The sequence below is a fragment of the Streptomyces sp. NPDC037100 genome (assembly GCF_055606225.1).
The window spans coordinates 655,795-682,623 of sequence record NZ_JBVJSX010000002.1; the positions used below are offsets into that span (position 1 = coordinate 655,795).

Annotated in this window: 22 protein-coding genes, 1 pseudogene and 1 riboswitch; of the genes and pseudogenes, 10 read left to right on the forward strand and 13 right to left on the reverse strand. The window is 71.5% G+C overall.

Annotated elements, in window-relative coordinates; genetic code table 11:
* Window positions 1–20: 20 nt before the first annotated feature.
* On the reverse strand, window positions 21–2,498 hold the full coding sequence (gene pcrA, locus ACZ7EG_RS08100) for a DNA helicase PcrA (RefSeq protein ID WP_471073963.1): 2,478 nt from the start codon (window positions 2,496–2,498) through the stop codon (window positions 21–23).
* Between the two features lie 314 nt (window positions 2,499–2,812).
* A riboswitch (cyclic di-AMP (ydaO/yuaA leader) is annotated at window positions 2,813–2,985 on the forward strand.
* An 8-nt stretch (window positions 2,986–2,993) separates the two neighbouring features.
* Here pcrA and ACZ7EG_RS08105 point away from each other — a divergent pair.
* On the forward strand, window positions 2,994–4,199 hold the full coding sequence (locus ACZ7EG_RS08105) for a C40 family peptidase (protein WP_471073966.1): 1,206 nt from the start codon (window positions 2,994–2,996) through the stop codon (window positions 4,197–4,199).
* 96 nt (window positions 4,200–4,295) lie between these two features.
* On the forward strand, window positions 4,296–5,237 hold the full coding sequence (locus tag ACZ7EG_RS08110) for an SLAC1 family transporter (RefSeq protein ID WP_471073969.1): 942 nt from the start codon (window positions 4,296–4,298) through the stop codon (window positions 5,235–5,237).
* On the opposite strand, the gene ACZ7EG_RS08115 is transcribed toward ACZ7EG_RS08110, so the two are convergent.
* Window positions 5,215–5,568: a hypothetical protein gene (locus ACZ7EG_RS08115; RefSeq protein ID WP_053674578.1), complete on the reverse strand. Its 354-nt coding sequence runs from the start codon at window positions 5,566–5,568 to the stop codon at window positions 5,215–5,217. The two genes, ACZ7EG_RS08110 and ACZ7EG_RS08115, sit on opposite strands and share 23 nt — an antisense overlap.
* Window positions 5,569–5,989: 421 nt before the next feature.
* On the opposite strand from ACZ7EG_RS08115, the gene ACZ7EG_RS08120 reads away from it, so the two are divergent.
* Window positions 5,990–7,048 carry a C40 family peptidase gene (locus tag ACZ7EG_RS08120; RefSeq protein WP_471073972.1) on the forward strand — a complete coding sequence of 353 codons (1,059 nt, stop codon included), beginning with the start codon at window positions 5,990–5,992 and terminating at the stop codon, window positions 7,046–7,048.
* A gap of 154 nt (window positions 7,049–7,202) precedes the next feature.
* Here the strand turns inward: ACZ7EG_RS08120 and ACZ7EG_RS08125 are convergent, their stop codons facing one another.
* Both ACZ7EG_RS08125 and ACZ7EG_RS08130 read right to left on the reverse strand, forming a co-directional pair.
* Window positions 7,203–7,943 carry a LuxR C-terminal-related transcriptional regulator gene (locus ACZ7EG_RS08125; protein WP_471073975.1) on the reverse strand — a complete coding sequence of 247 codons (741 nt, stop codon included), beginning with the start codon at window positions 7,941–7,943 and terminating at the stop codon, window positions 7,203–7,205.
* Window positions 7,940–9,232 (reverse strand): ATP-binding protein, encoded by a 1,293-nt coding sequence (locus ACZ7EG_RS08130; protein WP_471073978.1) that lies wholly within the window; start codon window positions 9,230–9,232, stop codon window positions 7,940–7,942. The genes ACZ7EG_RS08125 and ACZ7EG_RS08130 overlap by 4 nt, the downstream gene beginning before the upstream one ends.
* A gap of 177 nt (window positions 9,233–9,409) precedes the next feature.
* Here ACZ7EG_RS08130 and ACZ7EG_RS08135 point away from each other — a divergent pair, with 177 nt between their 5' ends.
* Window positions 9,410–10,861, forward strand: coding sequence for a PspC domain-containing protein (locus ACZ7EG_RS08135; RefSeq protein ID WP_471073981.1), 1,452 nt, complete (start codon window positions 9,410–9,412; stop codon window positions 10,859–10,861).
* Complete coding sequence (locus tag ACZ7EG_RS08140) at window positions 10,848–11,072, forward strand: hypothetical protein (protein WP_471073984.1); 225 nt, start codon at window positions 10,848–10,850, stop codon at window positions 11,070–11,072. Before ACZ7EG_RS08135 ends, ACZ7EG_RS08140 begins: the two co-directional genes overlap by 14 nt.
* Window positions 11,073–11,084: 12 nt before the next feature.
* Here ACZ7EG_RS08140 and ACZ7EG_RS08145 read toward each other — a convergent pair whose 3' ends face one another.
* Both ACZ7EG_RS08145 and ACZ7EG_RS08150 read right to left on the reverse strand, forming a co-directional pair.
* Window positions 11,085–11,615, reverse strand: coding sequence for a DoxX family membrane protein (locus ACZ7EG_RS08145; protein WP_471073987.1), 531 nt, complete (start codon window positions 11,613–11,615; stop codon window positions 11,085–11,087).
* Between the two features lie 142 nt (window positions 11,616–11,757).
* The gene (locus ACZ7EG_RS08150) at window positions 11,758–13,110 is read right to left on the reverse strand and encodes a hypothetical protein (protein WP_471073990.1); all 1,353 of its coding nucleotides are present in this window, start codon (window positions 13,108–13,110) and stop codon (window positions 11,758–11,760) included.
* A gap of 193 nt (window positions 13,111–13,303) precedes the next feature.
* Between ACZ7EG_RS08150 and ACZ7EG_RS08155 the strand changes: the two are divergent.
* Window positions 13,304–13,438: pseudogene (locus ACZ7EG_RS08155) on the forward strand (DUF4429 domain-containing protein); the annotation flags it as partial.
* Window positions 13,439–13,448: 10 nt separating this feature from the next.
* Here the strand turns inward: ACZ7EG_RS08155 and ACZ7EG_RS08160 are convergent.
* Window positions 13,449–14,243: a class II aldolase/adducin family protein gene (locus ACZ7EG_RS08160; protein WP_471073993.1), complete on the reverse strand. Its 795-nt coding sequence runs from the start codon at window positions 14,241–14,243 to the stop codon at window positions 13,449–13,451.
* 189 nt (window positions 14,244–14,432) lie between these two features.
* Between ACZ7EG_RS08160 and ACZ7EG_RS08165 the strand changes: the two genes are divergently transcribed.
* A complete protein-coding gene (locus ACZ7EG_RS08165; protein ID WP_471073995.1) occupies window positions 14,433–14,906 on the forward strand; it encodes a pyridoxamine 5'-phosphate oxidase family protein in 474 nt (157 codons plus the stop codon).
* 9 nt (window positions 14,907–14,915) lie between these two features.
* Here ACZ7EG_RS08165 and guaA read toward each other — a convergent pair whose 3' ends face one another.
* A complete protein-coding gene (gene guaA, locus ACZ7EG_RS08170) occupies window positions 14,916–16,496 on the reverse strand; it encodes a glutamine-hydrolyzing GMP synthase (protein WP_471073999.1) in 1,581 nt (526 codons plus the stop codon).
* Window positions 16,497–16,826: 330 nt separating this feature from the next.
* Here guaA and ACZ7EG_RS08175 point away from each other — a divergent pair, with 330 nt between their 5' ends.
* Entirely contained in the window at window positions 16,827–17,123 is a 297-nt protein-coding gene (locus ACZ7EG_RS08175) for a chorismate mutase (protein ID WP_471074003.1), read from the forward strand.
* A 546-nt stretch (window positions 17,124–17,669) separates the two neighbouring features.
* Here the strand turns inward: ACZ7EG_RS08175 and ACZ7EG_RS08180 are convergent.
* Together ACZ7EG_RS08180 and ACZ7EG_RS08185 are read right to left on the reverse strand one after the other, a co-directional pair.
* Window positions 17,670–18,812: a hypothetical protein gene (locus tag ACZ7EG_RS08180; protein WP_471074006.1), complete on the reverse strand. Its 1,143-nt coding sequence runs from the start codon at window positions 18,810–18,812 to the stop codon at window positions 17,670–17,672.
* Window positions 18,813–18,977: 165 nt separating this feature from the next.
* On the reverse strand, window positions 18,978–19,316 hold the full coding sequence (locus ACZ7EG_RS08185) for a hypothetical protein (RefSeq protein WP_471074009.1): 339 nt from the start codon (window positions 19,314–19,316) through the stop codon (window positions 18,978–18,980).
* Window positions 19,317–19,380: 64 nt separating this feature from the next.
* Here ACZ7EG_RS08185 and ACZ7EG_RS08190 point away from each other — a divergent pair, with 64 nt between their 5' ends.
* Window positions 19,381–20,034, forward strand: a complete 654-nt coding sequence (locus ACZ7EG_RS08190) for an LAETG motif-containing sortase-dependent surface protein (protein WP_471074012.1) — start codon at window positions 19,381–19,383, stop codon at window positions 20,032–20,034.
* 204 nt (window positions 20,035–20,238) lie between these two features.
* Here ACZ7EG_RS08190 and ACZ7EG_RS08195 read toward each other — a convergent pair whose 3' ends face one another.
* The 3 genes from ACZ7EG_RS08195 to ACZ7EG_RS08205 form a co-directional block, all read right to left on the reverse strand.
* Window positions 20,239–22,029, reverse strand: coding sequence for a GMC family oxidoreductase N-terminal domain-containing protein (locus ACZ7EG_RS08195; protein ID WP_471074015.1), 1,791 nt, complete (start codon window positions 22,027–22,029; stop codon window positions 20,239–20,241).
* Between the two features lie 69 nt (window positions 22,030–22,098).
* Window positions 22,099–23,736, reverse strand: coding sequence for a succinic semialdehyde dehydrogenase (locus ACZ7EG_RS08200; protein ID WP_471074017.1), 1,638 nt, complete (start codon window positions 23,734–23,736; stop codon window positions 22,099–22,101).
* A gap of 136 nt (window positions 23,737–23,872) precedes the next feature.
* Window positions 23,873–25,837 carry a serine/threonine-protein kinase gene (locus tag ACZ7EG_RS08205; protein ID WP_471074020.1) on the reverse strand — a complete coding sequence of 655 codons (1,965 nt, stop codon included), beginning with the start codon at window positions 25,835–25,837 and terminating at the stop codon, window positions 23,873–23,875.
* 445 nt (window positions 25,838–26,282) lie between these two features.
* Between ACZ7EG_RS08205 and ACZ7EG_RS08210 the strand changes: the two genes are divergently transcribed.
* The gene (locus tag ACZ7EG_RS08210; RefSeq protein ID WP_471074022.1) at window positions 26,283–26,789 is read left to right on the forward strand and encodes a GNAT family N-acetyltransferase; all 507 of its coding nucleotides are present in this window, start codon (window positions 26,283–26,285) and stop codon (window positions 26,787–26,789) included.
* Window positions 26,790–26,829: the final 40 nt, after the last annotated feature.

Here is a 26,829-nt window from a genome sequence, read left to right on the forward strand (position 1 = left end):
CACCGGTTCACCCCACGGCGCTAGAGCTTCTCCACCGGCGCGTACCGCAGCAGCAGTCGCTTCGGCTTGGTGTCGCCGAAGTCGATCGTCGCCTCGGCGTTGCCGCCGGTGCCCTTGACCGCGACGACGGTTCCGAGCCCGAACTGGTCGTGCGTGACGCGGTCCCCGACCGCCAGCGACACCACCGGCTTCTCGGAGGTGCGGCGCGTGGCGAAACCGGAGGCACCCGACGCCGACGAGCGCGAGCGGGACGACGACAGCGAAGCCGCCACCGCCGAGACCGGCCCGGAGGACGCGGGCGCGGTCGCACCCGTCCGCTTCCACTCCACGTGGGTCGGCGGGATCTCCTCCAGGAAGCGGGAGGGCGGGTTGTACGACGGCTGGCCCCAGGCGCTGCGCAGCGTGGACCGCGTCAGGTACAGCCGCTCCCGCGCGCGCGTGATGCCGACGTAGGCCAGGCGCCGTTCCTCCTCCAGCTCCTTGGTCTGGCCGAGGGCGCGCATGTGCGGGAAGACGCCGTCCTCCATGCCGGTGAGGAAGACGACCGGGAACTCCAGACCCTTGGCGGTGTGCAGGGTCATCAGGGTGATGACGCCGTCGCCGTCCTCCTCGTCGGGGATCTGGTCGGAGTCGGCGACCAGCGCGACCTGTTCGAGGAAGTCGGACAGGGAGGGCTGCTCGTCCTCGCCGCGCTCCTGTTCGAACTCCATGGCGACGGCAGCGAGTTCCTGGAGGTTCTCGATCCGGGTCTCGTCCTGCGGGTCGGTGGAGGCCTGGAGTTCGGCGAGGTAGCCGGTGCGCTCCAGGACGGCCTCCAGCACCGTGGCCGGTCCGGCGCCGGACTCGACGACGGTGCGGAGGTCCTCCATCAGCGTGTTGAACCGCTTGACGGCGTTGGTGGAGCGCGCGGCCATGCCGTACGCCTCGTCGACGCGCTTCAGGGCCTGCGGGAAGCTGATCTTCTCCCGCTGGGACAGGGCGTCGATCATCGCCTCGGCTCGGTCGCCGATGCCCCGCTTGGGGACGTTGAGGATCCGGCGCAGCGGCACCGAGTCCTCGGGGTTGGCCAGCACGCGCAGGTAGGCCAGGACGTCCCGGACCTCCTTGCGCTCGTAGAAGCGGACGCCGCCGACGACCTTGTAGGGCAGGCCGACGCGGATGAAGATCTCTTCGAAGACACGGGACTGGGCGTTGGTGCGGTAGAAGACGGCGACGTCTCCGGCCTTGGCCTCGCCGGCGTCCGTGAGGCGGTCTATCTCTTCGGCGACGAACTGGGCCTCGTCGTGCTCGGTGTCGGCGACGTAGCCGGTGATCCGGGCGCCGGTGCCCGCGTTGGTCCACAGGTTCTTGGGGCGGCGGGACTCGTTGCGCTCGATGACGGCGTTGGCGGCGCTGAGGATCGTCTGCGTGGAGCGGTAGTTCTGCTCGAGCAGGATCGTCGTCGCGTCCGGGTAGTCCTCCTCGAACTGGAGGATGTTGCGGATCGTCGCGCCGCGGAAGGCGTAGATCGACTGGTCGGCGTCACCCACCACGCACAGCTCGGCGGGCGGGATCTCGGCCTCGGGCGGCACGTCGACGGGGTGCTCCGAGGTGCCGACCAGCTCGCGGACCAGGGCGTACTGCGCGTGGTTGGTGTCCTGGTACTCGTCCACCAGAACGTGCCGGAAGCGGCGGCGGTAGTGCTCGGCGACGTCCGGGAAGGCGCGCAGCAGGTTGACCGTCGTCATGATCAGGTCGTCGAAGTCGAGGGCGTTCGCCTCGCGCAGCCGCGACTGGTACATGGCGTAGGCCTGGGCGAGGGTCTTCTCGAAGCCGTCGGCGGCCTGGGCGGCGAAGTCCTCCTCGTCGATCAGCTCGTTCTTCAGGTTGCTGATCTTGGCGCTGAAGGACTTCGGCGGGAAGCGCTTGGGGTCGAGGTCCAGGTCGCGGCAGACCAGGGCCATCAGACGCTTGGAGTCGGCGGCGTCGTAGATCGAGAAGGACGAGGTGAAGCCGAGCTTCTTGCTCTCGCGCCGGAGGATGCGCACGCACGCGCTGTGGAAGGTCATGACCCACATGGCGTTCGCACGCGGGCCGACGAGCTGCTCGACGCGTTCCTTCATCTCGCCGGCGGCCTTGTTGGTGAAGGTGATCGCGAGGATCTGGCCCGGGTGCACGTCCCGCTCGGCGAGCAGGTGGGCGATGCGGTGCGTGAGCACGCGGGTCTTGCCGGAGCCGGCGCCGGCCACGATGAGCAGCGGGGAGCCGGAGTGGACGACGGCGGCGCGCTGGTTGTCGTTCAGCCCCTCCAGGAGGGCGGCGGTGTCCACCACCGGGCGGGGGGCTCCGTCCCGGTAGTAGGCGTCCCGGTCCGGGGGCACGTCGAACTTCCCGCCGAACAGATCGTCCGGGATCGACTCCGGAACGTGATCGTCCTCGGGTGGCGGCGGGGGCTCGTCCGCGGGGCCCCGCTGGGCCTGGAGGTTCGCCAGGAAGCTGTCGTCAAAGAGGCTGCTCATCGCTCTCCGAGTCTAGGGCGCCCCACTGACAGCCCGCCGCCGCCCTGAGAACATCGCCGCGCGCCCGGGGCCCCGCCGACCGCCCGGCGGCGCGTTGTCGCCCTCCATGACGGCGCGATCACACCCTGCTACACGCCCGTCAAGTGCGGACTTTTCCCATCCAATCCCCCTTGATCGTCCACTCTCGGCAACGCTCGGCAATAAGGTCACGAAAATGTATCGGGCATATCACCCATCAACCTTCACAGGGGCCACACGAGTTGGCTACGGTGCGACCAGGCCGCATGACCCCCACCGGCGAACGTCGCCGGGCCGCGCGGCCTCCGCCGAGTCCGGTGTGCCGCAGCGGCAGCCGGAGCCGGGGACCCAACCGTGAACCTGGGGTGAATCGGCCCGCCTCCCTGTGCGGAGAAGGCCGTAGGGCAAACCTTCCGAACCACCCGCCCGAACCCGACAGCTAACCCGGTAGGCGGAACATGGAAGGAGTCGCCTCCCTTGGCGTCGCACCGCAAGTCGCGTCCTACGGGTACGCGCATGGCAGGCATACGGACCCCCGCCCTCGCAACGGCGGCCCTCACCTCCGTGGCCCTGCTGTCCCAGTCGGCCAACGCCGCCCCCGAGGCCGACGACAAGCCCAGCCTGGAGGAAGTCGAGAAGAAGGTCGACGACCTGTACCGCCAGGCCGAGTCGGCGACCGACAAGTACAACGCGGCCAAGGAGAAGACCGCGAAGCAGCGCAAGCGCGTCGACACCCTCCTCGACGACGTCGCCCAGCGCACCCAGAAGCTCAACGAGGCGCGCGAGGAGCTGGGTTCCTTCGCCTCCGCCCAGTACCGCACCGGCGCCGCCGCCCCGGACACGGCGACGTTCCTGCTCGCGGACACCCCGCAGGACTACTTCGACCAGACTCAGCTGATGGACCGCATGACGGGCCGTCAGAAGGTCGCGGTCGACGACTACGTCACGCAGCAGTCCGAGACGATGAAGAAGCGCCAGGAGGCCACGGAGAGCCTGGAGACGCTCACCGAGTCGCAGGGTGATCTGAAGACCGCCAAGGCCACCGTCCAGCGCAAGCTCGCCGACGCGCGCGAGCTGATGTCGAAGCTGACCGCCGAGGAGAAGGCCCGGCTCGCGGCGATCGAGAAGGAGAAGCAGGCGGAGGCCGCCCGCAAGGCCGACGAGCTGGCCCGGCAACAGGCCGCGCAGCAGCAGGCGGAGGAGGCCGCCCAGCAGCAGGACGGCGGGTCCTCCTCGTCCGGATCGACGGGATCGTCGGGCTCCGGCTCGTCCTCCTCGACGGTCCCGGCCGACTCCTCGACGGTCCCGGCCGACTCCTCGTACGCCACCAAGGCCGACAAGGCGCTCGCCTTCGCCCGCGCCCAGATCGGCAAGCCGTACGTGTGGGGCGCCGTCGGACCCGGCTCCTACGACTGCTCGGGCCTCACCCAGGCCGCCTGGAAGGCCGCGGGCGTCACCCTGCCCCGCACGACCTACGACCAGGTCAACGCCGGCACCACGGTCCCGCTCTCCCAGGCCCGGCCCGGTGACCTGGTCTTCTTCTACGACGACGTCACGCACGTCGGGATCTACATCGGCAACGGCATGATGATCCACGCGCCGAAGCCCGGCACGTACGTGCGCGAGGAGTCGATCTACTACGACGGCGAGTCGGCGATCCACAGCGTGGTGCGCCCGGCCTGAGTGAGGCCTGAGGGCCCAGAGGTCGCGTCACGTTTTTGAGGGGCACGCGCGCGTGCCCCTCTCGTAACGCGCGCACCGCTCTCTAGCATCGGCGCTATGTCCGGTCCCTCCCCCTTTGCCGCCTGGTGGGCGACGTATGCGCTGGCGACCGGCACCGTGTCGGCCGGTCTGGACTCGGCGGGGTACGCGGTCCTCTCCCGCATCGCCCTGGCCCTGGCCTGCGCGGCCTGGTCGGCGGCGGCCGCGGGCCTCGTCCAGCGGACGCACGGCGAGTGGCGGGGGGAGACACCGGCCGCGCTCACCACCGTGGCGGCGACCGCGGCCCTGGGCACCGGCTTCTCCGCGGCCGGGCAGCAGCCCCTGGCCGAGGCGCTGCTGGCGCTCGCCATGGTGCTCTGGGCGGTGCTGCTCACCGCGGAGGCCGAGGGGCGGCGTGGGACGGTGTTCCTGCGCTGCGTGGCCACCCAGGGGCTCGCCGTGCTCGGCGCCACGCTCGCCGCGGCCGACGCGGTGGCCTGGCTCGCCCATGCGGCCCTGGTGCTGTTCTGGCTGGGGCTCGCGCTCTACTGCTTCGCCCTGTTCCGCTTCCAGCCCCGGCAGGTGGAGGAGGGGCGCGGGGACCACTGGCTCGCGGCAGGCGCCCTCGCCGTCTCGGCGCTGGCCGGGGCGAAGCTCCTCGGCGCCGACAGTTCGCGCCTGTACCTGTGGAACGAGGAGAACGCCGACACTCTGCGCACGACGACCGTCGCGCTGCTCGTGCTCGCGCTGATCGCCTGCGTGGCCCTGCTCCTCGCCGAGCTCTTCTGGCCCCGGCACCACTACGACGTGCGACGCTGGGCGACCGTGTTCGCCGCGGCCGTCACGGCGGCGGCCACCCTCGCGGTCGCCGCCGCCCTCGACGTCCCCTGGCTCGACGTCGCCGGGGAGGTGCTGCTGTGGATCGCGGTGGCCGCCTGGCTCGGGTGCACCGCCTGGGCCGTCGCCTCCGCCCGGGCCGGCGCCCGGCGCTCCCGGGTCAGGTCCAGAGCACGGCGATGAAGATGTTCGCCGTGGTCAGCAGGCCGACCAGGCCGAAGAGGCCCTTGTCCACCTTCTCGTCGTCCCGCTTCACATAGACCAGGCCGAGGATCACGATCAGCAGGGCCAGCTTCACGCCGATCTTGATGTTGTTCACGGTCTGGTCGTCGGCCTGGTTGAGGCCGACCAGGATCACACCGGTGACCAGCATCGTGAGCGCGCCGTGCAGCATCGCGGGGGTGAAGCGGGCGGTACCCTCGCCCATCGCCTTCATCTGGGTGAGGAAGCCGCCCAGGAGCGAGGCGATGCCGATGATGTGGAGGCCGACGAAGAGGTGGATGAGTACGTCCATGAGGCCGGAGCCTAATCAGGGGCTCCGAGGCCACCCGACACCGGCCCAGGGGTGCATAAATGCGCCCCATAGCACCCGATCACGGTCACTCGCTCCCGATTCGGCGCATCGGTCATCACGCTGAGTGAAGTAGACGGCTCCGGGTCGGGGGCACGGTCGCATACGGTCACCGCCGGTCCTCTCACGACACTTCCGCACACCCGCCGCCGCCCCGCCAGGGCGACGTTTAGCGTCCTCCACCAGGTGCCCGGCTCCCCACCGCCGCCCGGGCCAGGGGCGGCAGTCGGACACCACCGCCGAAAAGGTCCGGCGGCGACCCGCTCCCCCTGTGCGGGCCGTCGCCGGACGCGCAGGCCGCCCGTCCGCTCCCCCGGCGGCCGCACACACCCCTCGGCGGCCGAGGAAAGGACGTGGCCTCCAGGTGGCAGCGCACCGCAAGCCCCGACAGCGCGCATTGGGTGGCGGCAAGGCCCGTACGGCCGCCACGATCGCCCTCGCCGGCGCGGCGACGGCGACGGGCTTCGACGGGACCGGACACGCCGAACCCCAGCTCACCCCCGGCCAGGTCAAGGCCGAGGTGGACCGGCTGTACCAGGAGGCGGAGGCAGCCACCGAGAAGTACAACGGCGCGAAGGAGAAGGCCGACGCGGCCGGGCAGCGGCTGAAGGACCTCCAGGACCGGGCGGCCCGCAAGGAGGAGCGGCTCAACTCCGCCCGTGACGCCCTGGGATCGGTCGCCGCCGCGCAGTACCGCGCCGGCGGTCTCGACCCGGCGGTGCAGCTCGCCCTGTCCGACGATCCCGACCGGTACCTCGAGAACGCCGAGTTCGTCGAGCGGGCCGGCACCCGGCAGAACGCCGCCGTCGCGGGCGTGCGCAAACAGCTCCGGGAGATCGAGCAGCTGCGCGGAGCCGCCCACATCGAGCTGACCTCCCTGAAGTCACGGCAGACGGAGCTGAAGCGGCACAAGAAGACGATCACGGGCAAGCTTGGCTCGGCACGGCGGCTGCTGTCCCGGCTCGACGTGCAGGAACGTTCCCGGCTGGGCGTACCGCAGGACCGCGCCTCGCGCGGCACCGGCATCCGAGAGACTCTCGCGGCCCCCGGATCCGCCTCGTCCCAGGCGCCCAACGCCCGTGCGGCCGCCGCGGTCTCCTACGCCCACCGGAAACTCGGCAGCCCCTACGTCTGGGGCGCCACCGGACCGAACGCCTTCGACTGCTCGGGCCTCGTCCAGGCCGCGTACCGCGCCGCGGGCGTCTCCCTGCCCCGCACGACGTACTCCCAGATCGCCGCCGGCCGCCGCGTTCCCCGCTCCGAACTCCTCCCCGGCGACCTGGTCTTCTTCTACGCCGGCATCAGCCACGTCGGCATCTACGTGGGAAACGGCCGGATGATCCACGCCCCCAACCCGTCCGCGCCGGTCCGCGTCGCACCACTGGACGAGATGCCGTTCGCCGGGGCGGCGAGGGTGGTGTGAGCGGGCACGTGGGTGCCGGCTACGGGCAGGCGGTGGTGTGAGCCGGCGTGGGTGACGGCTACGGGCAGGCGGTGGTGTGAGCCGGCGTGGGTGACGGCTACGGCGGTGGTGTGAGCGGGCAGGCAGGGGGCCGGACGCGGGGCCCGGCCCTGTGTCACACCAGCCGGCGCGCGGTCGCCCAGCGGGTCAGCTCGTGCCGGTTCGACAGCTGGAGCTTCCGCAGCACCGCCGACACATGCGATTCGACCGTCTTGACGGAGATGTACAGCTGCTTGGCGATCTCCTTGTACGCGTAGCCCCGCGCGATGAGCCGCAGCACCTCGCGCTCCCGCTGGGTCAGGCGGTCCAGGTCCTCGTCGACGGGCGGCGCGTCCGTGGAGGCGAAGGCGTCCAGGACGAACCCGGCCAGCCGGGGGGAGAAGACCGCGTCGCCCTCCTGGACGCGGAAGATGGAGTTCACCAGGTCCGTGCCGGTGATCGTCTTGGTGACGTAGCCGCGGGCCCCGCCGCGGATCACGCCGATCACGTCCTCCGCCGCGTCCGACACGGACAGCGCGAGGAAGCGGACCGGCTGCTCGGTGTCGCCCATCAACGGGGCGCAGCGGCGCAGCACTTCGACGCCGCCCCCGCCCGGCAGGTGCACGTCGAGGAGGACCACCTCGGGGCGGGTCGCGGTGATGACCGTGACGGCCTGGTCGACGTCCGCGGCCTCGCCGACGACCTCGACACCGGTCTGCCCGGTCTGCCCGATCTCGGCCTGGACCCCCGTACGGAACATGCGGTGGTCGTCCACGAGGACCACGCGGACATGACGCCCCGGGCCGCCGCCCTCCTGCGCGGGCCCCGCCGGCTCCGCCGATCCCGCCGTACCGTTCGCCTCGGTCGGGTCGCTCATGACGTCTTCTCCGCCCTCTCCATCTCCAGCTCGACCTCCGTGCCGCCGTCCGGCACCGCGCGCAGCCGCGCAGTGCCGCCGTTGCGCTCCATGCGGCCGATGATCGATTCTCTGACACCCATCCGGTCGGCGGGTATCGAATCGAGGTCGAAGCCGGGGCCGCGGTCCCGGACGGACACGAAGACCGTCTTCCCCTCGACCTCGGCGAAGACCTGCACGGCGCCGCCCTCGCCACCGTACTTGGCGGCGTTCACCATTGCTTCCCGCGCGGCCTGCATCTGTGCGGCGATCCCTTCATCGAGCGGGCAGTCGCCCACGACCACGACCTCGATGGGCACGCCGTGCTTGTCCTCCACCTCGGCCGCGTTGCGCCGGACGGCGTCGGCGAGGGTGGTGGGCTCGTCGGCCTCGTCCTTGCCGGTGCCTTCGGGCTTGTAGAGCCAGGTGCGCAGATCGCGTTCCTGGGCGCGGGCCAGGCGGCGGACCTCGCCGGCGTTCTCCGCGTTGCGCTGTATCAGGGTCAGGGTGTGCAGCACCGAGTCGTGCACATGGGCGGCGACCTCCGCGCGCTCCTGGGCACGGATGCGCATCAGGCGTTCCTCGGAGAGGTCCTGGGTCATGCGCACCAGATACGGCCCGGCCAGCAGCGTTATCCCGACGAGGACCGCGAGGGCCGCCTGCAGGACGGAACCGAGGTGTGCGGCGGAGCCCTGCAGGACGAAGATGCCGGAGACGCCGGCCGTCACCAGCAGCACCCCGCCCACCGAGCGCAGCAGCGTGACCGTGCGCCGGCGGCGGCCGACCTCGGCCCAGCGGGCCCGGCGGGCGTTGTCCGCCTGCCGCCAGACCAGGGCGACGCCCGCGCCGACGAGCACCGTCGGCCAGAGGTAGGCCCGGGCCCCACCGCTGAGGTTCACATTGCCCACGAAGACCATGGCCACCACGACCATGAGCAGCAGGGCCACGATCTGGCCCTTGTCGGGCCTGCGCGCGACGCGTCTGCGGTGGCCGTCGGGCGATGTCTCCGCGGCCACGGGCGAGGGCGGCTTCTGCGCCTCGACCCCGCCGACGCCGAGCGGGACGAAGAACCAGAACGCGGCGTACAGCAGCGCACCGAGGCCGTCGGCCATGAACAGGCCGACGAAGACGAGCCGTACCCAGATCACGGGCAGCCCGAGATGGCCGGCGAGGCCCCGCGCCACGCCCCCGAGCCAGCGGCCGTCACTGCTGCGGTAGAGCTTGCGCGGCGGCCGCGGTTCGGCGAGGGGCGCTGCTGCGGCTTCCGACATGCCATTGATGGTCACACGTGCGGGAGTCGGGAGCATCAGGGTCTGCCCCTGAGGCTCCCCTGATCTCCGCCGGCCGCCCCTCGAACGCTTCCCGAGCCGCCTCTCAGGGCCGATATCAGGGTCCGGCCAGGGTCGTTCCGACTCCCGCCGGGGCGCCGCGCCCGTCACCATGGACCCATGACCGATCACGAGCACGCCGCGACGGGTCCGGGACCCGGCCCCGGCCCGCGCCCCGCACCGGGCGCAGGGCCGCGGGACGCCGCGCCCGCCGCGGGCTCCGCACCCGGGCGCGCGGGCGCGGCAGGACAGGAAGGAGCAGCCGGTACGGCCGCCCCCGCCGAGGAAGCCGTCCCCGCCGGGCCGCCCCACGCGTTCCGCCGCGACCGCCGTCACAAGACCCTGGCCGGCGTCTGCGCCGGGCTCGGGCGGCAGTGCGACATGGACCCGGTGATCTTCCGCATCACCCTCGCCGTGCTCTCCGCCACGGGCGGCCTCGGTCTCATCTTCTACGGCTTCGCCTGGCTCTTCGTCCCGTACGACGAGGAGGAGAACGAGGTCCGCAAGCTGCTCACCGGCCGCGTCGACGGCCAGGCCCTGGCGGCCGTGCTGTTCGCGCTGGTCGGCTGCGGGGTGTTCTTGACCATGCTGCACAACGGCGGGGTGCTGACCTTCGCCGTCGTCCTCTCCGTCGTCCTCGCGGGAGCCGGGTACTGGTCGCGTCAGCGCGGCGCCCCCAGCCCCGATCCCCTGGCCGCCCAGGCCGTCGCCGACGCCCCGCCGGAGCCCCAGGCGCCGCCGGTGTTCCTCACTGGCCCCTCCTGGTGGCGCGACCCGATCGTCAAGGACGGCACCCACATCGGCGGCACGGGCTACTTGTGGGGCCCGCGCGACACCCGCGACCTGGATGCCGCAGCAGCAGTCAACATCGGCCTCGGCATCCGGCCCGGCGACCGTCAGGAGATACCCGCCGAGCGTCCCCGTCCGCCCCGGCCGCGCGGCCCCCGGTGGATCGGCGGCTGGATCTTCCTGCTGGCCCTGCTCGCCGGAGCTCTGGGCACGAGCCTCACCTGGGACGGGCGTCCGCTCGGCACCAGCCTGCAGACGGGCCTGTCGTGTGCGCTCGCCGTTCTCGGCCTGGGCATAGCCGTCAGCGCCTTCCTGGGCCGGACCGGCGCGGGATCGATCTTCCTGGCGATCATCACGGCCGGTCTGCTGGCGGGCGCGGCGGCCCTGCCCAAGAGCGTCGACACGCACTGGGTGCGCACCACCTGGCAGCCCGCCACCGTCGCGGACGTACGCCAGCGCTACGACCTGGGCACCGGTGTCGGCACCCTGGACCTCAGCAGGCTGGACGTGTCCGGGAAGCAGACGGTCACGACACGGGCGGAGATCGGCATGGGCAAGGTCAGGGTGCTGGTGCCCGACGACGTGACCGTGCGGCTGAACGCGGAGGTGGGCGTCGGTGACCTCCAGTTGCCGGGCGACGACCCGAAGGACGTGGACGTGCAGCCGGGACGGCACAAGGAGATCACCCTCTCCCCCGCCGGGGGCGTCGGGAAGTCCGGCACCATCGACCTGGACCTCCAGGTCGGCGTGGGACAGGCGGAGGTGACCCGTGCTGCGTCATGAACTCCAGCCAGGGAGGCTGGTCGCCGGCACCGTCCTCGTGGTGGCGGGCGTGCTCTACGCCGGTGACGCGGGCGGTGCCTGGCAGACCCCGTGGTTCGTGGCGATCCCCCTCGTCATGGGCGGGCTGTGCCTGGCGGGTGCGGTGGCGCTCCTGACGGGACTCGCGCGCCGGCGCCGTCAGGGGGGCCGTACGGGCGCGGACCGGGCCTGACGGTGAGCGGCCCTACCGGTAGCCGCCGCTGCCGTGCCGTCGTCGTGACCGCAGCGCGGCGTCGAGGGAGAGCAGGGGCGCACCCGCCAGGATCAGCGGGATCCAGGCCATCAGGTAGGCGAGGTCGTTGCCGTAGTAGTACGGGTCGGAGGCCCAGCTCACGGTCAGCCACAGGCTGAGGGAGATCAGCGCACCGCCGAGTGCGGCCAGACGGGCGAGCAGGCCGAGCAGGGTGCCGATACCGACGGCGAGTTCTCCGAAGGCGATGGCGTAGCCGAAACCGACGGGGCTCTTGAGGGAGAGGTCGACCAGGGCGGGAATGGCGGAGGAGTCGCGTACGGCACGCATCATGTCGCCGATCGACCCGGAACCGGAGTCCCTCATGAAGGCGCTGTCGGTGAGTTTGTCCAGGCCGGCGTAGATGAAGGTGACGCCGAGGAAGATGCGCAGCGGCAGCAGGGCGTAGCGGGTGGCGTTGTCCCGCCAGCCTCCCCCGTCGCCGAAGTGGGGGATGTGCGTGTCCGTTCGCATACTGTGCGTCATCGCTGCCAGCCGCCTCTCGCCCGCCGTGCCGAGACCCCCTCAACAGACGATACGTACGGCGAACGGGCCGCGCTCAGTCCTGGGCGTGCTGCTGAGGTCGTCCTGCCGGGTCGGGGTGCCTCAGGGGCGCGGGCGCCGGCACTCACTCCGTCACGTCGACCGCGTACCGGTTCGTTTCCACCCCCGCCGCGGTGACCACCTGCACCTCCACCCGTCCCGGTTCCACGTCCGCCGGCACCGGCACGGTCAGCAGCGTGTCCGTGGGGTTGCGAAACCCGCCGGGCACCGGCACCAACGGCACGTGGACGTGCACGGCCCCCACGCGCACGACCATCCGGGCCAGCCGATCGGCCCCCTGCGCCCCCGGCGGCACGAACCCCGCGCCCCGGATCTCGATGTCGTCCCCGGTGCGGATCGGCCCGTCCAGGTCACCGGCCTCCCGGGACCGGACCACGGAGAGGATGACCGGCCGGCCGCCCTCCGCGTACTTGCCGGCCAGATACGTCGCGCCCGACACCAGCACCACCACCGCCAGCCCCCACGGCAGATCCGGCAACTGCTCCGGCCGCCTGGCCAGCCGTACCGCCGCGAAGACCAGGGCGACTGCGCTGATCGCGACGTACTGGAGGTCGGTGAAGGCGCCGCGCCCCGCGTCGTCGGTCAGCAGGTCGGCGGCCCGTGGCCGGTCGGCGCGCACCTTCTGCAGCCGTTGGCCCAGCACCCGCAGCCCAACCACCCGCCGCACGAGCACGGCGATGCCGCACACCACGGCGAGCACGGTCACGACCCCGGCGCCGCGGGCGAGTTCCAGCCCGGAGAGCAGTGTGTCCCGCTCCCGGTGCCGGGAGGCGGCGGCCAGCCGACCCGCGAGGAAGAGCACCGAGTAGGCCACGAAGAGCACCCACGCCGCGGCGACCGTACGGGACGTGGACAGCCGGTTGTCCTCACCGATCAGGGGCGCCAGCACCCCGCCCTTCGCCCGGTGGAACCAGGACGCGGCGGTCAGCGACAGGGCCGTCACCAGCGCGGCGGCCAGTCCCGCCGTACGCGCCGCCGTCCAGCCCGCACCGACCGCGGTGAGGGCCTGCCCGAGCAGCAACAGCACCACGGCGGCCCCCACCACACCCGCCGTGCGCCGCCACAGGCCGGTCAGCCAGGCCTGCCCCTCGGCCCGCCCCCACTCCGCGACCTGCTCGGCGGACTGGGCCAGTTCCTCCGAGATCCACTGACGGGAGGCCGACGCGGAGTGGGCCACCGCGGCCGGCAGTCCGAGCCCGGCGGCGAACTCGTCCCGTCGGCGCAGGAAGGCGGCCACGGCCCGCCGATGCCCCTCCCGCGCGCCGTGCGGGCAGTCCCCGCAGGCACACCCGCCCTGATGGGCGCCCCCGGACCCGACCGGGTGACCGGCCGGGTAACCCCCGCCCTGGCCACCCGAGTACCCCTCGGCGCAGGCGCCCGCGTCCGCGCCGCCCTGCCTCGCCTCCCGCACCGCCACGCCCGACGCCCGCCTTCCCGCGACCCAACCACCGCCGGCCTTCCGGATGCCGGAAACACCGCTGTACAACTGCCCTGCGCCGACTGCGAATTGTGCCCTACACCACCCGGCTCACGTCCGCTCGGTCTGGTCAACACGGGTGAAGTTCGGCGCGCCCGGTTGACGCCGCTGGGAGCATTCCCCTAGGGCCGAGATCATCCAGCGTGACGGGACCTGGGCCTTCGACGGCGACACGCTCCGGATCACGCCCGGCCCGAACCGCTCCGTGCCGCTGTTCCGGCAGACGTACGGGGAGGTCGCCGTGCCGCTCGTGGCGGCCTCCGGCATGAGGGCGCCGTCTAACTCAGCAGGCCCGGTTCGCTCCGGCTGACGTCCTCCCACATCGGCTGGTAGTTGATCCACGCCACCAGGTCGCCGCCCAGCTGCTCCCGCGTCGCCACCGCCATCCGGTGGTCGATCCGCACCGGCCGCCCCGCGGCCTGCGCCGTGAGCTGCACCTGGCAGGAGCGCTCCATCGACACGAACCACCAGGCCGCCGCGTCCACCGAGTCGCCCACGGTCAGCAGCCCGTGGTTGCGCAGCACGAGCGCCTTGCGGGAGCCGAGCACCTCGGCGATGCGCCGCCCCTCCTCGGCGTCGACGGAGACGCCGGTGTACGTGTCGTAGAGGGCGTGATCCTCGTAGAAGGCGCAGCTCTCCTGGGTGATCGGCTCCAGCAGTTCACCGAGGGCCGCGAGCGCCCGGCCGTGCACCGAGTGGCAGTGGGCGACGGCGACCACGTCCGGCCGGGCGGCGTGGACCTGGGCGTGCACGGTGAAGGCCGCCTGGTTGACGTGGTAGCCGCCTTCGACGACCTGGCCGTCCTGGTTGGCGAGCACGAGGTCGCTCACGGTGACGTGCCGGAAGGGCATCCCGAACGGGTTGACCCAGAAGCAGTCGGTGAACTCCGGGTCGCGGGCGGTGATGTGCCCGGAGACGCCGTCCTCGAAGCCGAGCCGCCCGAAGATCCTCAGGGCGCCCGCGAGCCGTTCCTTGCGGTGCCTGCGCTCGTCCTCGACCGACTCGTGCATCGGCGGCATGGCGAACCGCAGCCGGTCGGTGGGCAGGGGCAGGGGCGGCGTGGGCCCGTGCATAGGTCCTCCAGCAGTGGTTCTGCGTACGGGCGGAAATTACCGTCCGTGAGGCCGGGAAGAACAGAAGTGATTCGTGAAGATGACGCGAGCGCCCCTGTGAGCACCCTGTGCCCATGCGTGTGCCCCCTGGCTCCCCAACCCCACGAATAGCCGACAGAGGATGTCCGGATTCGGCGCGACACTCTTCCCATGACAGCGAACTGGGCGGCTTTCGCCGCGGCCGAACCGGGTCTGGCCGACACCGTCGAGAAGCGTTTCGGCGCCTATACGCACCACATCCTCGCCACCCTCCGTAAGGACGGTTCGCCCCGCACCAGTGGCCTGGAGGTGCGGTTCCTGAACGGCGAGCTGTGGCTCGGCATGATGCCGGACTCCCTCAAGGCCCTCGACCTGCGCCGCGACCCGCGCTTCGCGCTCCAGGCGAACCCCGGGGAGGGCACGGGCATGGGCGGCGGCGACGTCCGGATCAGCGGCCGGGCGATCGAGGTCGACGAGGTGGAGACCAAGGCCGGATACGTCGAAGAGGTGGAACCGCCGGAGCCGTTCCACCTCTTCCGCACCGAGCTGACGGAGGTCGTACGGACCTACGTCGAGGACGACACGTACCTCGTCGTCCAGGTCTGGACGCCCGGCGCTCCCCTGCGCACGATCAAGCGCACATAGGCCCGGGGATCACTCCCACTCGATCGTCCCCGGCGGCTTCGAGGTCACGTCGAGGACCACCCGGTTGACGTCCTTGACCTCGTTGGTGATGCGCGTGGAGATCCGGGCGAGGACCTCGTACGGCAGGCGCGACCAGTCGGCCGTCATGGCGTCCTCGGACGAGACGGGGCGCAGCACGATGGGGTGGCCGTAGGTGCGGCCGTCGCCCTGGACGCCGACGCTGCGGACGTCGGCGAGCAGGACCACCGGGCACTGCCAGATGTCGCGGTCGAGGCCGGCCGCGGTGAGCTCCTCGCGGGCGATGGCGTCGGCCTCGCGCAGCAGGTCCAGGCGCTCCTTGGTGACCTCGCCGACGATGCGGATGCCGAGGCCCGGGCCGGGGAACGGCTGGCGCTGGACGATCTCCTCCGGCAGGCCGAGCTCCTGGCCGACCATGCGGACCTCGTCCTTGAACAGCTTGCGCAGCGGCTCGATCAGCTGGAACTCGAGGTCCTCGGGCAGGCCGCCCACGTTGTGGTGGGACTTGATGTTGGCCGTGCCGGTGCCGCCGCCGGACTCGACGACGTCCGGGTAGAGGGTGCCCTGCACCAGGAACTCCACGGCCGGGCCCTCGTCGGCGATGATCTCGGCCTGGGCCTGCTCGAAGACCCGGATGAACTCGCGGCCGATGATCTTCCGCTTCTCCTCGGGGTCGGAGACCCCGGCGAGCGCCTTGAGGAACCGCTCCTCCGCGTCCACGACCTTCAGCTGCACGCCGGTCGCGGCCACGAAGTCCTTCTCGACCTGCTCGGTCTCGCCCTTGCGCATGAGGCCGTGGTCGACGTACACGCAGGTCAGCTGGGAGCCGATGGCCTTCTGGACGAGGGCCGCGGCGACCGCGGAGTCCACGCCGCCGGACAGGCCGCAGATGGCGCGCCGGTCGCCGACCTGCTCGCGGATCGCGGCGACCTGCTCCTCGATCACGTTGCCGGTCGTCCAGTTCGGCGTGAGCCCCGCGCCCCGGTACAGGAAGTGCTCCAGCACCTGCTGTCCGTGCGTGGAGTGCATCACCTCGGGGTGGTACTGGACGCCGTACAGCTTCTTCTCGTCGTTCTCGAAGGCGGCGACCGGTACGACGTCCGTGGAGGCCGTGACGGTGAAGCCCTCGGGGGCGGCGGAGCAGGCGTCGCCGTGGGACATCCAGACGGGCTGCTCGGCGGGGGTGCCCTCGAAGAGGGTGGAGGACACCTTGGAGACGTGCAGGTCGGTGCGGCCGTACTCGCGGGCGCCGGTGTTGTCGACGGTGCCGCCGAGGGCGCTCGCCATCAGCTGGAAGCCGTAGCACATGCCGAAGACGGGGACGCCGGCCTCGAAGATCTCGCGGTCCAGGCTGGGCGCGCCCTCCGCGTAGACCGACGAGGGGCCGCCGGAGAGGATGATCGCCGCGGGGTTCTTGGCGAGCATCTCCCGGACCGGCATGGTGCTCGGCACGATCTCGCTGTAGACCCGCGCCTCGCGGACGCGACGGGCGATGAGCTGGGCGTACTGCGCGCCGAAGTCGACGACCAGAACGGTGTCGGCGGCGTTGGCAGCGGGAGTCGCTGATGACACGGGGTGCCTTCCGGCGGTGGGGCGGGGGTCTTGTGCCACCCGATTCTACCGGGGGGCCGCCGGGCTCCTTCCGTGTACCGGACGAGCCCCCCGTCTCAGGATGCGAACCGGCTTGGACGGCCCTCGGAGGCGGTGCATACTGGCCCCATGTTCAAGCACCAGACGTTCGTCTTTACCTATGGCATCCGGCCCGCCGGACGCCATGGTCGTGCTGCTTGAGCAACTGACAAGCGACTTCCCAGGCGCCCCGGGCCGACAAGGCCCGGGGCGCCTGTCGTCGTCCGGGCCGTGCCGCCCCGGGGCAGCCCCCGACGACGAGGAGCCCCTCCCATGACCGCCATCGACACGACCGCCATCGACGTGACCGGCGCCCGCACCCCCGAGGCCGCCGACGTGATCGCCGGCGCACGCGAGCGGATCGACGCGCTCGACGACCGGATCATCGGACTGATCCAGGAACGGGTGGCCGTCTCCGCCGTCATCCAGGAGGCACGGATCGCCTCCGGCGGCCGGCGCGTGAACCTCTCCCGTGAGATGGACGTCCTCGGCCACTACAGGGAGGCGCTGGGCAAGCCGGGCACCGCGCTCGCCATGACCCTGCTGGAGCTGTGCCGAGGCAAGATCTGACGCCCCCGGGGGGTGAGCCCCTGTTCCCGGGACAGACGTACGCATCCGTCTCACCCGTACGGCGCGTGACCGCCCCCGCACCGCGTCGTTGGTCCCGGTGTCCGTGCCAGCCAGGGGCGGGCCCGAAAGAAACACGCGTGGCTCACTGGGGCGATGAGACGCACGGATCGTGCCGTGCGTCGTGGGACCTCGCTCCAGGGAAGTGACCGGACGGCAGGGGACAGCAGCCCGGTCACCCATGAGAACGGTCGGCTCCGGGGACGCCCGGGGCCGACCGGCGGACCTTGCATAAATGCACAAGTCTGGGTCAAACGGTTGCGGGCGCCGCGTTCATCCAGCACGATGCGTAGACAGTCCAAGTCCCCCTGCGGACACCCGTATTGCCCCTCTGCCAGAGGTACGGACCAGCGGCGCAACCCCCCGGCGCCGCTTCCAGGCACCGGCGCTGCCCTGACGTCGGTGCTGACGATGAGAAGGGCCCCGCGGCTCCACCCCGCGGGGCCCTTCGCTCTGCCCAGGCGCCTGTCACCGTCAGGTCACGTCAGGTCAGGTGCGGGTCAAGGTCCCGCAGTGGCCGCCGTCGCCGTGGTCGATGTCCTTGCTCCGGTCGTACGGGTCCGTCGCCGGGCCGCTCGGATCCGGACCCGCGGACCGGCTCGACGGGAACTCCGGGTGCAGGTAACCGTCGTAGACGTCGCAGGAGGAGTTGCCTATCTCCTGGTCGTACTTCACCAGCAGCAGCCGGCCCGGCGTGACCTGGTACCGGGCGGGGTCGGCGAGTTCGACGTCGAGGACTCTGCGCACGATGGTGCGGGTGACCTCGGGAGGGCCGTCGGCCCGCACAACGGGGTAGACGAAGGTGTAGTCGGCGCGCACCGCCACGCCTCCCTGCGAGCCCTTCTTGAACGTCATGCGCCCGCGGGTCTTGATCACGTCGCCGGCCGGCCGGACCTCGTCGGGGTCGAAGCGGCTGAACAGCGTCACCGGGTCGTGCGCCCTGCTCGGGGAGCGCAGCCCGGTGTCGAGTTCGTCGAAAAGCTCGGGCTGCTTGGGGTCGAGCACGGAGAGCGCGGCAACGGGGCGCGCCCCGCGTACGGCCTTCGGGTCGAGGTTGGCACCCACGAGCAGCTTCTTGGTCAGCTTCAGCGCCTCTTCCACCCGGTCCGCGGAGACCGCGCCGACGACCTTCGCCTCCGGCAGGACGATGCCGGCCTCGCCGTCGGCCCAGCGCAGGGCCGGGGAGCCGGCGAACGGCCGGTCAAGGGTGGGGGTTTCCGGGTCCGACGCACCGGGCGCGGCGGTCGGCGCCGCCGTCTCCGCGGGCAGCGGTGAGGTCTCGGCGGCCCCGGAGTCCCCGGTGCCGAAGGGGTCACCGGGCAGCAGTGACGGCTTCAGGGCGACCAACACCACGGCCGCCACGACGATCAGACCGAGCACGGCCCACAGCTTGCGGCGCCGAGCCGCCCGGCCGTTCATCTCTTGCCGAGCGGGGCCGGTACGCCACCCGGGAGGCTGCTCGCCCCGGGCGTCCTGTTCGCGCAGTCGCTCGGTCACCATGCGGGCCCGCGCGGACGGCTCCTTCGGGGCGGAGGAGCGGATGTCCCGTTCGGTGTCACGGGTGAACTGCTCCCAGACGTCGTCGGGGATCTCCGAGGCCGACGGCTGATCGTCGGACGGCTTTTCAGACACGAAGCAAGGATCTAAGCGGGTGGAAAGCGCCTTCACAAGAAGGTCTCGGGTGTGACTCAGCCCACATAAGAATTCTGTGAATGCCAGCACAACCATTCACAGGTTTCACTGATCAAACACGGCGAACCAAGGGCCACTCCCGCGCCCCACACGCGGAGGCCTCCCTCAACGTTCGTACCGCATCCCGCGGTACGCCGGACTCTCCGAGGTCTTCATGAAGCTTCGCCGCGCCATGGCAGCAGCGGCCGCCACGGCGGTCATAGCCCCGGTGGCACTGCTCGCGGCACCGGCCGCATACGCGACCGACGAAACCACGCCTACGCCGAGCGCGTCCGTGAGCGAGTCCGCTCCCGAGACGTCGGCCTCGCCGTCGGCGAGCGAATCCACGCCGGAGACGACGCCGACTCCGAGCGCGTCCGCGAGCCAGTCCGCTCCCGAGGCGACGGCGTCCGCCTCTGCCAGCGCGTCGACGTCTGCCGGCCCTTCCCCGTCTGCTTCCGCCACCGCGAGCGAGCCCGCCGACGGTGACGACGAGGAATTCCCGGACTGCAAGGACGCGAACATCTCTGTGGGCCTGTCCGGCTTCCCGGAGAAGATCGTCGCGGGCAGCGGCTGGAAGACGTTCGAGTTCAACGTCAAGAACACCGGCAAGAGCGACATTGAGGCCCTGCAGGTCATGGCCACCGCGATCTCCGGCGCGGACCTGGACTCCGACGAGGACCAGCTCTTCGACAAGTACGCGCACTTCGAGTACCGCAACCCGAGCACCGGCAAGTGGACCAACGACTTCGCGGACACGGGCATCAACAACGGGTTCTTCTTCGGTGAGTTCCAGCTCGACGCCGGCCAGAAGGTCACCATCGATCTGCGAGTGAAGATCGATGCCGGTGCACCCGTGGGCGACAGCCTGGCGATCGCCGCCGGTGGCTATGACACCAGCGATGGCGACTGCTTCGAGAACGGCGACATCTACCCCTTCCAGATCCTCAAGCCGGGCTCCAACCCGGGCGATGTGGACGACTCCAAGCCGTCCGGTCAGAAGCCGCCGAAGGACATCAAGCCGCAGGGCGAGGCCAAGCCGATCGAGGTCGAAGGCAACCTCGCCGAGACCGGCTCCAGCTCCGCCCTGCCGATGATCAGCCTCGTCGGCGGTGCCGCGGTCGTCGCCGGTGCCGGCGCGATCTTCGTGGTCCGTCGCCGCAAGGCCGGCGCCCAGGCGTAAGCCACAGCGGCCGACAGGCCGCAGCACCAAGCAGAAGAGGGACCTGCGCTCGGAGGGGGGTGCAGGTCCCTCTTCTGTGTCCGGCTGCCGCTGAGCTCGGCTACTCGGCTCCGCCGCCCAGCTCCGCCGCCCAGCTCTGCCGCTCAGCTCCGCCGCCCAGCTCCGCCGCCCAGCTCCGCCGCCCAGCTCTGCCGGTCAGCTCTGTCAGTCGGTTTTCGCCGGGATCGTCGGCATGCCGAGGAACGGCAGCCGCAGCGCGCCGAACGCCTCCGCCGGGACCGCCGGGGACTTCGGCTCGACCGGCTGGAGCCGCTCGTAGGCGGTGCCCTGCTTCGGGCGCGGGTCGGGCTCGCCCTTGTTGGGCCAGTACGACATCGCCCGCTCGGCCTGGGCGGTGATGGTGAGGGACGGGTTGACCCCCAGGTTGGCGGAGACCGCCGCGCCGTCGACGACCGAGATGCCGGGGTGGCCGTAGAGGCGGTGGTACGGGTCGATCACGCCGGACTCGCGGGAGTCTCCGATGGGGCAGCCGCCCAGGAAGTGGGCGGTGAGCGGAGTGCCCATCAGTTCGCCGACGTTGGAACCCGCGAAGCCGTTGATCTCGGCGGCCAGTGCCGACGCGCCCTCCGTCGCGGCCTTGATCTGCTTGGGGTTGGGGGCGCCGTGGCCCTGGCGGGCGGTGAGCAGGCCGCGGCCGATTCCCGACGGCTTCACGTACGTCGTCAGGGAGTTGTCAAGCGACTGCATCACCAGGCCGATGATGGTCCGCTCCGACCAGCGGCGGTTGGACAGGGAGCGCAGCACCAGCAAGGGGTGTTTCGCCGCGTGGGCGAAAAAGCCCAGGACCCGTGACGGGCCCGAGTCCGTCCCGGCGTAGGGGACCTGCAGGATGGACAGTCCGCCCATCGAGTTGGAGCCCTTGCCGTACCGGACCGGCTCGATATGGGTGTCGGCGTCGGGGTGGATCGAGGACGTGATGGCCACGCCCCGCGTGAAGTCGGCCTTCTTCGCGCTGTGCGCCTTGCGGTAGCGCCGGTCGTCGGTCTGGGCGCCGACCAGAGCCTCGGAGTTGGTGCGGGTCAGCTCGCCCAGCCGGTCCGAGAGGTACGGCAGTTGGCCGCCCGCCTTCATACGGTGCAGCAGGGTCTGGGTGCCGTAGGTGCCGGCGGCGAGGACGACCCGGCGGGCCGTGAAGGTGCGGCCCTTCTTCCTGCCGCGGTGGTCGGTGGGCAGGGTGGCGACGGCGTAGCCGCCGCGCGAGTCGTCGGTGACCGAGACGACCGTCGTCATGGGGTGGACGACCGCGCCGGCCTTCTCGGCGAGGTGCAGGTAGTTCTCGTTGAGGGTGTTCTTGGCGCCGTGCCGGCAGCCGGTCATGCACTCGCCGCACTCCGCGCATGCTCTTCGAGCCGGTCCCGCCCCGCCGAAGTACGGGTCGGGCACCTCCTGGCCCGGCTTCGCCTTCACCGTGCCGTCGGCGTCCTCGCCGTCACCGAAGAAGACCCCGACCGGAGCCAGGTGGAAGGAGTCGCCGCAGCCCATCCGCTCCGCGGCGGCCTTCAGGTGGACGTCGGAGGGGGTCATGGTCGGATTGAGCCGAACGCCCAGCATGCGCCGGGCCTGGTCGTAGTACGGCGCCAGCTCGTCCTGCCAGTCGGTGATGTCACGCCACTGGGGGTCCTCGAAGAACGGCTTCGGCGGGACGTACAGGGTGTTGGCGTAGTTGAGGGAGCCGCCGCCGACACCCGCGCCGGCCAGGACCATGACGTTGCCCAGCAGATGGATGCGCTGGATGCCGTACATGCCGAGTTTCGGGGCCCAGAGGTAGTTCTTGAGGTCCCAGGAGTTCCTGGGCAGGCTCTCGCGGGTGAAGCGGCGGCCGGCCTCCAGGACGCCTACGCGGTAGCCCTTCTCCGTGAGGCGCAGGGCGGTCACCGAGCCGCCGAAGCCGGAACCCACGACGATGACGTCGTAGTCGTAAGCGTCCTGAGGCACGTGTTCTCCTCGTTGAGTGTCCGTGCGGTCCGTACGTGTCGGTGCGGGTGCGTGCGAGAAGCAGGTGGGTCAGCGGAAGCGGAATGCCTTCATCAGGCGCAGGCTCCTGCTCATGAACCGGGCGTACTGCTCGTCGTCCATGCCCAGGGACGGGGCCATGGGGAGCACCCGCTGGTGGGCGACCGTCTGCGCCTCGGTGTACTTGAGGATGCCCTCGGAGCCGTGACGGCGGCCGAGGCCCGAGTCCTTCATCCCGCCCATGGGCGACTGGGCGCTGCCGTACGCGGGTGCGTAGCCCTCGTTGATGTTGACCGTGCCGGTGCGCAGACGGGCCGCGATCTCCTGGCCGCGGCGGCCGTTCTTCGTCCACACCGAGGAGTTCAGGCCGTACGCCGTGGCGTTGGCGCGCTCGATCACCTCGTCCTCGCTGCTGAAGCGGTAGACCGACACGACCGGGCCGAACGTCTCCTCCTCGCAGACGGACATGTCCGTGACGACCCCCTCGAGGATCGTGGGCTCGAAGAAGTACGGGCCGATGTCCGGGCGCGCCACACCGCCGGCGACGACCTTCGCGCCCTTGGCCACGGCCTCGTCCACGTGCCGCGTGACCGTCTCGAGCTGGCGCTCGCCGACCAGGGAGCCCATGTCCGCGCCGTACGCCAGGGACGTGCCGAGGCGCATCGCCTTCGTCCGGGCGGCGAAGCGCTCCAGGAAGGTGTCCGCGATCGACTCGTGGACGTAGAGCCGCTCGATGGAGATGCAGAGCTGGCCGGCGGAGGAGAAGCAGGCCCGGACGGCGCCGGCCGCGGCCTTCTCGATGTCGGCGTCCTCCAGGACCAGCATGGGGTTCTTGCCGCCGAGTTCGAGGGAGACGCCGATCAGCCGGGCGGCGGCGCCCTGGGCGACCTCGCGGCCGGTGCGGGTGGAGCCGGTGAAGGAGACGTAGTCGGCGTGCCGGACGACCTCGGGGCCGACGACCGGGCCGTCGCCCAGGACGACCTGGAAGACGTCGGCGGGCAGGCCGGCCTCGACGAGCAGGTCGCGGGCCCACAGCGCGGTGAGGCAGGTCTCCGTGTCCGGCTTCATGACGACCGCGTTGCCCCCGGCGAAGGCCGGGAGCGCGTCGCCCACCGACAGTTCCAGCGGGTAGTTCCAGGGGGCTATCTGGCCCACGACACCGCGCGGGTGGCGCAGTTCGGTGACCTTGGTGAGGGTCGGCATCGCGCCGGTGTGCCGCTTGGGGCGGAGGTAGGCGGGGGCCTTGCGGCCGTAGTGCCGGGCGGCGACCGCGACGGCCTGGACCTCCTCGTGGGCGTGCAGGCGGGCTTTGCCGGTCTCCAGCTGGATCAGGTCGAGCACCTCGGCCTGACGCTCCAGCACCAGGTCGTGGAAGCGGAGCAGGACGGCGGCGCGCTGTCGTACGGGGGTCTGCGCCCACACGGCCTGGGCGGCGCGGGCCAGCTCGAAGGCCCTCGCCACGTCCTCGGGCGTCGACTCGGGGAGGTCGGCCAGCTTCTCGCCGGTGAGCGGCGTGTGGTTGGCGGTTCGGCCGGAGCCGACCACCCCCTTGGTGAGCTGGGCGACCAGCTCGGGCGTGACCACGTCCGCAGCGGTGCGGGCGCCCTCCGGGGCGGGGGCGAGGGGGTTCGTACCGGCCTGTGCCGTGCCGGTCTCTGCCGTCTTCTCAGCGGCCTGCGCGTCCGTCATGAGGCGCAGGGTATGCCGCGGCGGAGACTTTGGGTACCCGCCGGTAACACGACTTCACCGACTGTACACACGACGCCAGTGACTGCTGGCAACAAACGCGCTGATCAGGACGTTGTGCGGTGACCACCGGGGTGATTCAGCGTTTTACGATCCCGAGCCGCTCCCGGGCCCTCTCGAACACCGAGGTGCCCTCCTTCTCCTCCGGTGTGCCCCTGGGCATGTCGACACGCAGCTCGTACATGCGATCGTCGTCGGTCCGGACGACCACCCGCATGAGGCGCCTGGAGGTCTCGCCCCGACGGTAGGTGGTGTCGGCGAGGGCGGCTTCCTGGCCCTGGACGCTGGTGCGGGCGTACCGGGTCTCTCCCCCGGTGTCGTGCGTTCTGGCCTGCTCCATCGGCGCGGCGGGGGCCTCGTCCCAGGCGAGCAGGCGGACCTGGATCGTGGCGGTCCGCGCGTCGCCGTAGAGAGCCGTGCGGGGCTGGTCGGCCGCGCTGCCGGTCCGGCCGAGGGGGCGGTAGTGGCCGGGGAGGTGGAGGACGGCCGCCATGTCCGGCTCGGCATGCGGGGTCCAGGCGTCGGTCACGTCGGCGGCCTGTCCGGCACTCTCCGCGCTGCTGGTGTCTGCGAGTTGGGTGACGGCCCCTATGCCACCGGCGAGCAGCGCGGAGAGCAGGGCGAGGGGGCCGGGGCGGAGGAGGCTTTGGCGCTTGGGAGGTGTGGGGTCTTGCTGCGCCGGGGGGTGGGGGTGTTGCTGCGCGCGGGGCATGGAGTCGTGCTGTTGCGCTGCGTCCGGTCCGCTGCCCGCAGCCTCGTCCGCCCCCATTCCCGCGGGCACCGGGCCTGAGTCTGCGACGGACGCCGAAGTGAGCGGGCCGGAGTCTGCGGCAGGCACCGGAGTGAGCGGTCCGGAGTCTGCGACGGACGCCGACGCGAGCGGGCCGGAGTCCGCGACAGACGCCGACGCGAGCGGGCCGGAGTCCGCGACAGACGCCGACGCGAGCGGGCCGGAGTCCGCGACAGACGCCGGAGTAAGTGGAGTGGCAGGCACTGGAGGGAGCGGGGCGGCAGGCACCGGAGTACGTGGGGCGGCAGGCGCCGGAGGGGGCGGGGTGGCCCGCACCGGCGCGGGCTGTCCTGCGGTCCGGTCGGCGGGGTGCCCTGTGTGCTCGACCGCCCGGGGCGCCTCGGTCCGTGTCGGTCCGGCCACCGCCTCCAGTTCCTTCGCGACCTCCTCCGCGTCCGGCCGCCGTTCGGGGTCCGGCACCAGCAGCCGGGCGATCAGCGGTCCGAGGGGCCCGGCCCGCGTCGGTTCGGGCGGTTCGGCGGCGACGACCGCGGCGCGCGTGGCCTCCGGCGTGGCCCGCAGGAACGGGGACGAGCCCTCCACGGCCGCGTACAGCAGGGCGCCCAGGGACCACAGGTCGGATGCGGGCCCTGCCATGCGGTCCGACATCCGCTCGGGCGCGACGAACTCCGGCGAGCCGGCGAACTCCCCGCTCCCCGTGCGGGGAGCCTCGCCCTGCCCGTGGCCGATGCCGAAGTCGGTGACCACGACGCGCCGGTCCGGACCGAGCAGCACGTTGGCGGGCTTCACGTCCCGGTGCACGATGCCGACGGAGTGCGCCGCGCGCAGGGCGCCGAGGACGGCGAGGCCGATCCGGGCGGCTTCGGGCACATCGACCGGGCCGCGTCGGAGCCTCTCACGCAGGGACTCGCCATGGACCAACTCCATGACGATCCACGGCAGTCCGTCGAGCGCCTCGGCCGCGTCGAGCTCGTCGGGGCCGACGGGGCCCGGGCGTTCGTCGCGCTGCTCCGGCTCGACGACCACGTCGTGGATGGTGACGGCGGCGGGATGGTCGACGCGGGCGGCGGCCCGGGCCTCCCGGTGGAGCCGGTGGGCTGTCCGCCGGTGGCTCTCGTCCTCCGGGCCGCCCGGCAGCCGGGGTTGTCTGACGGCGACTTCGCACTGTGCGAGTTCGTCGAGGGCCCTCCAGACGGTGCCCGTGCCGCCGGAGCCGATGCGCTCGATCAGCCGGTACCGCCCGCCGACCGTCCGGCCCCGGGCGTCGTCCGTCCCGCCCCCGTCGTTGCTCATGCCCCATCAGTACCCCGCGGGACGCTTTCTTGTCGACGCGGGTCGTTTTCGTGGGAGTTGGACCAGCGGGATCAGGTCGTGCCGATGTCCGGGTTCGCGATCGCCGCGCTCGCCGTCTCACGTCCCCGGTCGGCATTTCGGGGTGAGGGTCTTCTCCGCCTATGTGCGACATCCCGCGAGTTCCCCTGAACCTTGATAAGTCCTTCTCCGCGTGGCCAGGGTGTTCTCTCTCCTTGGGATGCTCTTCGAGCTGGTGACGTAACTTCAGGAATCTCCCACGGCGCCGACCCGCTCCACCTCGCACTGGTCTTCGGCATCGACCAGAAGACCGCCATCCGCTACGCGGACTCGGCGCGGGCACTGCTGGAACAGACAGCCGAGCACTCACCAGCGCCCTCGGGAAAAGAACTTGGCTCGGACTGACGGGACTTGAAGAATGACGGCCATGCAGATTCGACAGGCATGGCCTGATGACGCGTCAGCGGTCGCCGGTGTCTACGTGCGCTCCTGGCAGGCGGCCTTTGCCGGTCTTGTTCCCCAGCACTACCTCGACGCAATGCACCCAAGCCGCGAAGAGTCCGAGTGGAAGACACGGATCGCGGAAACACGGTGGCCATCGTCGGGGGTACTGGTAGCCGAAACCGAGGCCGGGATCGTCGGATTCGCAAGTTTCGGCCCGTCTCAGGACATCCCTGTCACCGCGGAAATCGGCACGCTCTACGCGATGCCCGAGGCCTGGGGCACAGGGATCGGAAGGCGGCTGATGCTGGCCACGTTGGCGGCTCTCGGACAGGCCGACTACACACAGGCCACCTTGTGGGTCCTAGAAGACAACGAACGTGCCCGGCGCTTCTACGAAGCCGCCGGCTGGGGCGCAGACGGCGCAGCCGTGGAGGACTCCACCGGTGGCGCCTCTCTCAACAAGTTGCGCTACCGCCGCCCTCTTGGCTAGCCTGCTCCCCGTTTTGTCCGTCCACGGAGCCCGGAATTGG

Excerpts from the sequence above, each read along its gene's own strand:
- pcrA (WP_471073963.1), bottom strand. The coding sequence starts at position 2,498 with ATGAGCAGCCTCTTTGACGACAGCTTCCTGGCGAACCTCCAGGCCCAG.
- ACZ7EG_RS08110 (WP_471073969.1), top strand. The coding sequence starts at position 4,296 with ATGTCCGGTCCCTCCCCCTTTGCCGCCTGGTGGGCGACGTATGCGCTG.
- ACZ7EG_RS08115 (WP_053674578.1), bottom strand. The coding sequence starts at position 5,568 with ATGGACGTACTCATCCACCTCTTCGTCGGCCTCCACATCATCGGCATC.
- ACZ7EG_RS08125 (WP_471073975.1), bottom strand. The coding sequence starts at position 7,943 with ATGAGCGACCCGACCGAGGCGAACGGTACGGCGGGATCGGCGGAGCCG.
- ACZ7EG_RS08130 (WP_471073978.1), bottom strand. The coding sequence starts at position 9,232 with ATGTCGGAAGCCGCAGCAGCGCCCCTCGCCGAACCGCGGCCGCCGCGC.
- ACZ7EG_RS08135 (WP_471073981.1), top strand. The coding sequence starts at position 9,410 with ATGACCGATCACGAGCACGCCGCGACGGGTCCGGGACCCGGCCCCGGC.
- ACZ7EG_RS08145 (WP_471073987.1), bottom strand. The coding sequence starts at position 11,615 with ATGACGCACAGTATGCGAACGGACACGCACATCCCCCACTTCGGCGAC.
- ACZ7EG_RS08160 (WP_471073993.1), bottom strand. The coding sequence starts at position 14,243 with ATGCACGGGCCCACGCCGCCCCTGCCCCTGCCCACCGACCGGCTGCGG.
- ACZ7EG_RS08165 (WP_471073995.1), top strand. The coding sequence starts at position 14,433 with ATGACAGCGAACTGGGCGGCTTTCGCCGCGGCCGAACCGGGTCTGGCC.
- ACZ7EG_RS08175 (WP_471074003.1), top strand. The coding sequence starts at position 16,827 with ATGACCGCCATCGACACGACCGCCATCGACGTGACCGGCGCCCGCACC.
- ACZ7EG_RS08200 (WP_471074017.1), bottom strand. The coding sequence starts at position 23,736 with ATGACGGACGCGCAGGCCGCTGAGAAGACGGCAGAGACCGGCACGGCA.
- ACZ7EG_RS08205 (WP_471074020.1), bottom strand. The coding sequence starts at position 25,837 with ATGAGCAACGACGGGGGCGGGACGGACGACGCCCGGGGCCGGACGGTC.
- ACZ7EG_RS08210 (WP_471074022.1), top strand. The coding sequence starts at position 26,283 with ATGCAGATTCGACAGGCATGGCCTGATGACGCGTCAGCGGTCGCCGGT.